Source organism: Mesorhizobium sp. M7A.F.Ca.US.005.03.2.1, assembly GCF_003997795.1.
In the GTDB taxonomy this organism is placed as follows: Bacteria; Pseudomonadota; Alphaproteobacteria; order Rhizobiales; family Rhizobiaceae; genus Mesorhizobium; species Mesorhizobium ciceri.
Genome location: NZ_RZRP01000226.1, coordinates 1 through 7,846, shown reverse-complemented (window position 1 = coordinate 7,846; position 7,846 = coordinate 1). Strand labels below are relative to the sequence as shown.

Below are 7,846 nucleotides of genomic sequence, written 5' to 3'. Positions count from 1 at the left end.
GAGGTCAGCGCAGCACCTGTATAGCGGTAGTTCTTTGAAAAATTCGAGGCGAGTGCTCCCGAAGACTGGCCGAACGACAGGCCGAGCAGGACGAAGCCCAACACCATGAAGACGGACTCTCCGACGAAGCCGCCATCGAGCAGCTGTGGCGCGAAACCGCTGAACACGGCAATGGCCACCGCCGAGCCTCCAAGCAAGGGCCAGCGCCCGACCCGGTCGGCAACGACGCCCGAGATCGCGATTGCCGCCAGGCCGAAGAAGGCTCCGATCGTCTCGATGACCAGGAACCGTGCCGGTCCCTCGCGCGTGAACAGGAAGATCCAGGACAGAGGAAACACCGTCACCATGTGGAACAGGGCGAAGCTCGCCAGCGGCGCGAAAGCGCCGAGCACGACAGTGCGCCCTTCGGCGCGCAACGTCTCGCGGACGGAAGTCGGCTCCAGTTCCTGGCCTTCGAACAGTTTGGTGTATTCCGGCGTCACCACGATGCGCAGCCGCGCGAACAGGGCGACGACGTTGATGGCGAAGGCGACGAAGAACGGGTAGCGCCAACCCCAGCTGAAGAAGTCTTCAGCCGACAGGTTGCCGACGAAATATGCAAACAGGGCACTGGCGACGATGAGCCCGAGTGGCGCGCCCAGCTGCGGGATCATCGCATACCAGCCGCGACGCTTTTCGGGGGCATTCAACGCCAGCAGCGAGGCAAGTCCGTCCCATGTCCCGCCCAGCGCCAGTCCCTGACCGATCCGGAACATGGCCAGCAGCCAGGCCGAAGCCGGGCCGATCTGGTCGTAACCGGGCACGAAGGCGATCGACACGGTCGAGGTCCCCAGCAGGAACAGCGCGATGGTGAGCTTGGCGCTACGTCCGTAGGCGCGGTCGAGCGCGGTGAAGATCGCCGTCCCGATCGGCCGCGCGATGAAGGCAAGCGCGAAGATGGCGAAGGAGTAGAGCGTGCCGGTCAACGGGTCGGCATATGGAAATACGAGCTTGGGGAAAACGATGACGGAAGCGATCGCGTAGACGAAGAAGTCGAAGAATTCCGACGTCCTGCCGATGATGACGCCAACGGCGATTTCGCCGGGCTTCACCTCATGATGCCGCGCATTGATCCGTCTTGCGTCGGCTTCGATCTTCGAAGTTGGGCTCACAGCATTCTCCGTCGCCCCGCCGCGGTCTCATACGATCGCTTGCCATGTGCGCGGGCCAGATGCTTTGATGACGCCTGCCGCGTCATTGCGGCATTGGACAAATTGTCCAATGCCTTCATCGCCGCGGTACGGTTAGCACTGGGGGGAACAACCGACAGGTCATACATTGAGCCGTCTCCGTACCCTTTTCCTGCTGCCCCTGCTGGCATCGCTCGGCTCCTGCAGCATGGTCGTCCTGAACCCTGCCGGCGACGTCGCCGAGCAGCAGCGTGACCTGCTGATGGTGTCCACGGCACTGATGCTGATCGTCATCATACCGGTGATGGCTCTCACCATATTCTTTGCCTGGCGATACCGCCAGTCCAACCGCGAGGCGCGCTACGAGCCGGATTGGGACCACTCGACCCATCTCGAACTCGTCATTTGGGCTGTGCCGCTTCTGATCATCATCTGCCTGGGCGCAGTGACCTGGATGGGCACCCACCTGCTCGACCCCTATCGTCCGATCGGACGTGTAGCGGCCGGCAAGCCGCTGCCGCCGGACGTGCGCCCGCTTGAGGTCGAAGTCGTCGCGCTCGACTGGAAATGGCTGTTCATCTATCCGGAATACGGCGTCGCCGTGGTCAACGAACTGGCTGCGCCGGTCGACCGGCCGATCAGCTTTCGCATTACCTCCGCATCGGTGATGAACTCCTTCTACATTCCAGCACTGGCCGGCCAGATCTATGCGATGCCGGGTATGGAAACCAGGCTGCACGCCGTCATCAACAAGTCCGGCGACTATGAAGGGTTCTCTGCCAATTACAGCGGCGCCGGCTTCTCGGGAATGCGCTTCGCGTTCCACGGCCTCGACGATGCCGGTTTCCAGGCATGGATCGCGAAGGCAAAGGACAGCGGCGGCAAGCTCGACCGAAACGGCTACCTGGAGCTCGAACAGCCCAGCGAGAACCAACCCGTGCGCCACTATGCGGCGGTGGATAGCGATCTCTACAAGGCGATCCTCAATATGTGCGTCGAGCCCGGCAAGATGTGCATGAGCGAGATGTCGCAGATCGATGCCAAGGGCGGTCTGGGGATGGCCGGCATCCGCAACACCCTTCCGCTGCTGTACGACAAGTTCGCCCGGCGCGGCACGATATTCGGCCCTGCCCCATCCTATGTCGCCAGCATATGCACGACCGAAGAAGCACTGGCCGCTTCGAAGGCTGATCAATCCGCCACGCCGATGACCTCGACGCCGATAGTCGGCGCTGGTCTGCAACGGCCACTGCCCCTGTCGATCCGACTGCCGTCACCTTCCGCAACCGGCACGCTTCGGTCGCCCTTCAACTCCTGAGGCGCCACGCAAGACATGTTCGACAATCCTGCTCTTCTCAAGGCGATCTTCGGCCGGCTTACGCTCGAGTCGCTGCCGCTGCACGAGCCCATCGTGGTCGCGACCTTCATAGTCGTCGCGCTGGGCGGCATCGCCCTCGTCGGCGCGCTGACCTATTTCAAGCTCTGGGGCTATCTGTGGCGCGAATGGTTCACCAGCGTCGACCACAAGCGCATCGGTGTGATGTACATGGTGCTCGGCATCGTCATGCTGCTGCGCGGCTTCAGCGACGCCATCATGATGCGGCTCCAGCAGGCGATGGCCTTCGGCGGTTCGGAAGGCTATCTCAATTCGCATCATTATGACCAGATCTTCACCGCGCACGGCGTCATCATGATCTTCTTCGTGGCGATGCCGCTGGTGACGGGCCTGATGAATTTCGTCGTCCCGCTGCAGATCGGCGCGCGCGACGTGTCGTTTCCGTTCCTCAACAATTTCAGCTTCTGGATGACGGTCGGCGGCGCGGTCATCGTCATGATGTCGCTGTTCGTCGGCGAATTCGCGCGCACCGGCTGGCTCGCCTACCCGCCGCTGTCGGGTATCGGCTACAGTCCCGATGTCGGTGTCGATTATTATATCTGGGCGCTGCAAGTGGCGGGCGTCGGCACGCTGTTGTCGGGCGTGAACCTGGTCTGCACCATCGTCAAGATGCGCGCGCCTGGCATGACCATGATGAGAATGCCGATCTTCACCTGGACCGCGCTCTGCACAAATGTGCTCATCGTCGCCGCCTTCCCGGTGCTGACGGCGGTGCTGGCCCTGCTGGCTCTCGACCGCTATGTCGGCACCAACTTCTTCACGAACGACTTCGGCGGCAATCCGATGATGTACGTGAACCTGATCTGGATCTGGGGCCACCCCGAGGTCTACATCCTGATCCTGCCGGCCTTCGGCATATTTTCCGAAGTGACCTCGGCCTTCTGCGGCAAGCGGCTCTTTGGCTACACCTCGATGGTCTACGCAACCATCGTCATCACCATCCTGTCCTATCTCGTCTGGCTGCATCACTTTTTCACCATGGGGTCGGGAGCGAGCGTCAACTCGTTCTTCGGCATCACCACGATGATCATTTCGATCCCGACAGGCGCCAAGATATTCAACTGGCTGTTCACCATGTACCGCGGCCGCATCCGCTTCGAACTGCCGATGATGTGGACAGTCGCCTTCATGCTGACCTTCACCGTCGGCGGCATGACCGGCGTGCTGCTCGCGGTTCCGCCGGCCGACTTCGTGCTCCACAACAGCCTGTTCCTGGTCGCGCATTTCCACAACGTCATCATCGGCGGCGTGCTGTTCGGCCTGTTTGCCGGTATCAGCTACTGGTTCCCCAAGGCATTCGGCTTCCGGCTCGATCCGTTCTGGGGAAAGATGTCCTTCTGGTTCTGGGTGGTCGGCTTCTGGTTCGCCTTCATGCCGCTGTACATCCTCGGCCTGATGGGCGTAACGCGCCGGCTACGCACCTTCGAGGATCCCTCGCTGCAGATCTGGTTCATCATCGCCGCTTTTGGCGCCTTCCTGATCCTGCTTGGTATCCTGTCCTTCCTCATCCAGATCTTCGTCAGCGTGCGCCGGCGCGAGCAGCTTCGCGACGACACCGGTGATCCGTGGGACGGGCGTACACTCGAATGGGCAACCTCGTCGCCGCCCCCGGCCTACAATTTCGCCTTTACGCCGGTCGTCCACGATCTCGACACCTGGGCGGACATGAAGAATCGCGGTTACCAGCGTCCGTTGACGGGCTTCCACGACATCCACATGCCGCGCAACACCGGAGCCGGCGTCATTCTGGCTGGGTTGAGCGTGGTGCTTGCCGTGGCGCTCATCTGGTACATCTGGTGGCTGGCGATCGTGAGCTTCGTTGCTCTGATCGGCTACGCCATCGCGCATACCTTCAATTACGACCGGGACTTCCACATTCCGTCCAGCGACGTCACCCGCGTCGAGGACGAGCGGACACGCCTGCTCGCAGCCACCAGCCAGGCGGGATGAGCACCATGGCACACGCCGACACGGTGATCGACGACACGATCTTCCACCTGGAAGACGACCACGGCCATGCCGAGAGCGGCAGCAGCACCATGCTCGGCTTCTGGATCTACCTGATGAGCGACTGCCTCATCTTTGCGATGCTGTTTGCAGTCTACGGCGTGCTCGGTGGCAACTACGCCGCCGGGCCTGCGCCGAAGGACCTGTTCGATCTTCCGCTGGTCGCGCTCAACACCACCATGCTGCTCCTGTCCTCCATCACCTACGGCTTCGCGATGCTGGAGATGGCGAAAGGGCGAGTGAGGCCGATGCAGGTGTGGCTGGTGATCACCGGCCTGTTCGGCCTCGCCTTTCTCGGCATCGAACTCTACGAATTCGCCCATTTCATCCACGAGGGGGCGACGCCGCAGCGCAGCGGCTTTCTTTCGTCGTTCTTCACGCTGGTCGGAACGCACGGCCTGCACGTCACCTTCGGCCTGGTCTGGCTGGTGGTGCTGATGGTGCAGGTCTCCAGGCATGGGCTGATCGCCGCGAACCAGCGGCGCCTGATGTGCCTGAGCATGTTCTGGCACTTCCTCGACGTCATCTGGATCGGCGTCTTCACCTTCGTTTATCTGATGGGAATGTTGCGATGAGCGCCGGGCACCAAACAGACACCAGCAACCACAGCCACGCGCATCACGGCGTCAATCACGGCTCGCTGGCCGGCTATCTGACAGGCTTCGGCCTGTCCGTCGTGCTGACCGCCGTTCCCTTCTGGCTGGTCATGACCAACGCGCTCGGCAATCAGATGGCGTCGGCGATTGCCATCATGGCCTTCGCCGTCGTGCAAATCATCGTCCACATGGTGTTCTTCCTGCATATGAACACCAGGTCGGAGAGCGGCTGGACCATGATGGCGCTGATCTTCACCCTCATCCTGGTGATGATCGCGCTGACGGGCTCGCTCTGGGTCATGTACCATCTGAACGTCAACATGATGCCCGGCCATGACAGGAGTCAGATACCCTGAGAGAGGGACCTGGCTTTGGACGAACAGGCGCGGACGACACCGCATCCGACTACAGGCGACGGCCAAAGGGTTAGGCGTTCGAGATGGACGCTATTGATGCTTTGCCTTTGCGGAGCCATCGGCATCGCAGGGTTCTCGGCGCTCGGTATCTGGCAGCTGGAGCGCCGCGTCTGGAAGCTCGACCTGATCGAGCGTGTCGATCAGCGTCTCAAGGCAGTACCGGTGTCCGCCCCGGCGCCTTCGGCCTGGCCAGCGATCAACGCCAGGGATGACGAGTATCGCCGCCTCGTCGTCACGGGCCGGTTTCTCGGTGATCGCGAGACCCTGGTCCAGGCGGTCACCGATCTCGGCGGTGGCTTCTGGGTAATGGCGCCGTTCCGAGCGGATGATGGCTTCACGATTCTGGTGAACAGGGGCTTCGTGCCGACGGACAAGCGCGATCCGGCAACCCGCCTCGCAGGCAAGCCCTCGGACGATCATACCGGAATTCACGGCCTGTTGCGCATCAGCGAACCGAAAGGCGGCTTCCTGCGCACCAACGATCCGGCTGCCAACCGCTGGTATTCGCGCGATGTACAGGCGATCGCCGCCAAGCAAGGCGTCGGGCAGGTCGCTCCTTATTTCATCGATGCCGATGCCACGCCCAATCCGGGAGGGTGGCCGGTCGGCGGCCTGACGGTCGTTTCGTTCCACAACAACCATCTGGTCTATGCCCTGACATGGTTCGGGCTGGCCTTGATGGTGCTGGGCGCGGTCGCCTGTCTGTTGCGGCAGGCTGTGAAAGACAGGCCCGGGGGGGGCTGACCGCTGGCCGAGGCAAGGCCGAAATTACGCACGGAAGCGCTCATGCCGGCGCAGAGGATGCGTGATCGCTCTGCTCGTGCCGGCTGGTCATTTCCGACGCGCATCAATAGGTTTCCCGTCAAACCCTCATCCATGAGCGCGCAGGGCAGGCTTCCCAGCCGTCTCGGGCTGGAGCACCTAGCTAAAACCGCTGGCGAAACGCGACCGATTTGCGTATCACTCCGCCGCCATTGGAGCCCTATCGATGTTTGAGACCCTGCAGCCCGCCCCCGCCGACAAGATCCTGGCTCTGATCGGCCTTTATCGCGCCGACCCGCGCCCCGACAAAGTCGACCTCGGCGTCGGCGTCTACAAGGACCGCGACGGCAAGACGCCGGTTATGCGCGCCGTGCGCGAGGCGGAAAAGCGCCTGCTGCAGGCCCAGGACACCAAGACCTATCTCGGCCTTGCCGGCGATACCGGCTTCAACACGGTGATGGCCAAGCTCGCCTTCGGTCCGGGCGCCGACATGACGCGCATCCGCGCCGCACAGGCGCCTGGCGGCTCCGGCGCGCTGCGGCTGGTGGCGGAATTGCTGAAGCGGACGCGTTCGGACGCAACCATCTGGCTGTCGGACCCGACCTGGCCGAACCACATGCCGGTGATGCGCGCCGCCGGCCTGCAGATCCGTGAATACCCGTATTTCGACGCCGCGTCGGGTGCTGTTCGCTTCGACGACATGCTGGCGGCCCTGCGGACCGCAAAGAGCGGCGACGTCGTGCTGCTGCATGGCTGCTGCCACAACCCAACCGGCGCCAATCTGGATGCGGCACAGTGGGCAGCCGTTACCGATCTGGTCGTCGAGCGCGCGCTGCTGCCGTTCGTCGACATCGCTTATCAGGGCTTTGGCGATGGCCTTGAGGCCGACGCCCTCGGCTTGCGCCTGCTGGCGGCGAAAGTTCCGGAAATGGTCGTCGCCTCGAGCTGCTCGAAGAATTTCGCCGTCTACCGCGACCGCGTCGGCGCAGCAATGATCCTGGCCAAGGACGGCGCACAGGCAGATGTGGCGATGAGCCAGATGCTGTCGGCGGCGCGCGCCATGTATTCGATGCCGCCGGACCACGGGGCAGCAGCCGTACGCATCGTGCTGGAGGACGCCGCCTTGCGTGCGGACTGGGAGACTGAACTCGAAGAAATGCGGCTGCGTATGCTCAGGCTTCGCGTCCAGTTCGCCGAAGCCCTGCGCCGGCAATCCAATTCCGACCGCTTCGATTTCGTCGCCAGCCATCGCGGCATGTTCTCCCGCCTTGGCCTCACCGAAGCGCAAGTCGAACGGCTGCGCGCCGAGCACGGCGTCTACATGGTCGGCGACAGCCGCATCAATGTCGCCGGCCTGCCCGAGGACGGCATGGACGACCTCGCCAAAGCGATCGTCTCGGTGCTCGACTAGAGCAATTCCAGGCAAAGTGTGAAACGGTTTTCCGTCTCTTGAGCAGATCACCAAGTGGGATCCCGACCCTCAAGATCATCCTCCGGGAC

General features: G+C 62.7%; 7 protein-coding genes. 6 read left to right on the top strand and 1 reads right to left on the bottom strand.

The genetic code is table 11. The annotated features are described in order from the left end of the window. Positions 1-1,151 (bottom strand): MFS transporter (locus EN991_RS14740; protein ID WP_127369025.1); only part of this gene is annotated, 1,151 nt, incomplete at its 3' end. A 166-nt stretch (positions 1,152-1,317) separates the two neighbouring features. Here EN991_RS14740 and cyoA point away from each other — a divergent pair. The 6 genes from cyoA (at position 1,318) to EN991_RS14710 (ending at position 7,757) form a co-directional block, all read left to right on the top strand. Further along, on the top strand, positions 1,318-2,487 hold the full coding sequence (gene cyoA, locus EN991_RS14735) for a ubiquinol oxidase subunit II (protein WP_027163479.1): 1,170 nt from the start codon (positions 1,318-1,320) through the stop codon (positions 2,485-2,487). 15 nt (positions 2,488-2,502) lie between these two features. Continuing rightward, positions 2,503-4,515, top strand: coding sequence for a cytochrome o ubiquinol oxidase subunit I (gene cyoB, locus EN991_RS14730; protein WP_024505201.1), 2,013 nt, complete (start codon positions 2,503-2,505; stop codon positions 4,513-4,515). A 5-nt stretch (positions 4,516-4,520) separates the two neighbouring features. Further along, positions 4,521-5,147: a cytochrome o ubiquinol oxidase subunit III gene (cyoC, locus tag EN991_RS14725; protein ID WP_013531504.1), complete on the top strand. Its 627-nt coding sequence runs from the start codon at positions 4,521-4,523 to the stop codon at positions 5,145-5,147. After that, positions 5,144-5,524, top strand: a complete 381-nt coding sequence (gene cyoD, locus EN991_RS14720; RefSeq protein ID WP_127369024.1) for a cytochrome o ubiquinol oxidase subunit IV — start codon at positions 5,144-5,146, stop codon at positions 5,522-5,524. The genes cyoC and cyoD overlap by 4 nt, the downstream gene beginning before the upstream one ends. Positions 5,525-5,620: 96 nt before the next feature. Continuing rightward, entirely contained in the window at positions 5,621-6,328 is a 708-nt protein-coding gene (locus tag EN991_RS14715) for an SURF1 family protein (RefSeq protein ID WP_127369023.1), read from the top strand. A gap of 244 nt (positions 6,329-6,572) precedes the next feature. Then, positions 6,573-7,757: an amino acid aminotransferase gene (locus EN991_RS14710; protein ID WP_127369022.1), complete on the top strand. Its 1,185-nt coding sequence runs from the start codon at positions 6,573-6,575 to the stop codon at positions 7,755-7,757. The last annotated feature ends 89 nt before the right edge of the window (positions 7,758-7,846 follow it).

Excerpts from the sequence above, each read along its gene's own strand:
- cyoD (WP_127369024.1), top strand. The coding sequence starts at position 5,144 with ATGAGCGCCGGGCACCAAACAGACACCAGCAACCACAGCCACGCGCAT.
- EN991_RS14710 (WP_127369022.1), top strand. The coding sequence starts at position 6,573 with ATGTTTGAGACCCTGCAGCCCGCCCCCGCCGACAAGATCCTGGCTCTG.
- cyoC (WP_013531504.1), top strand. The coding sequence starts at position 4,521 with ATGGCACACGCCGACACGGTGATCGACGACACGATCTTCCACCTGGAA.
- cyoB (WP_024505201.1), top strand. The coding sequence starts at position 2,503 with ATGTTCGACAATCCTGCTCTTCTCAAGGCGATCTTCGGCCGGCTTACG.
- EN991_RS14715 (WP_127369023.1), top strand. The coding sequence starts at position 5,621 with ATGCTTTGCCTTTGCGGAGCCATCGGCATCGCAGGGTTCTCGGCGCTC.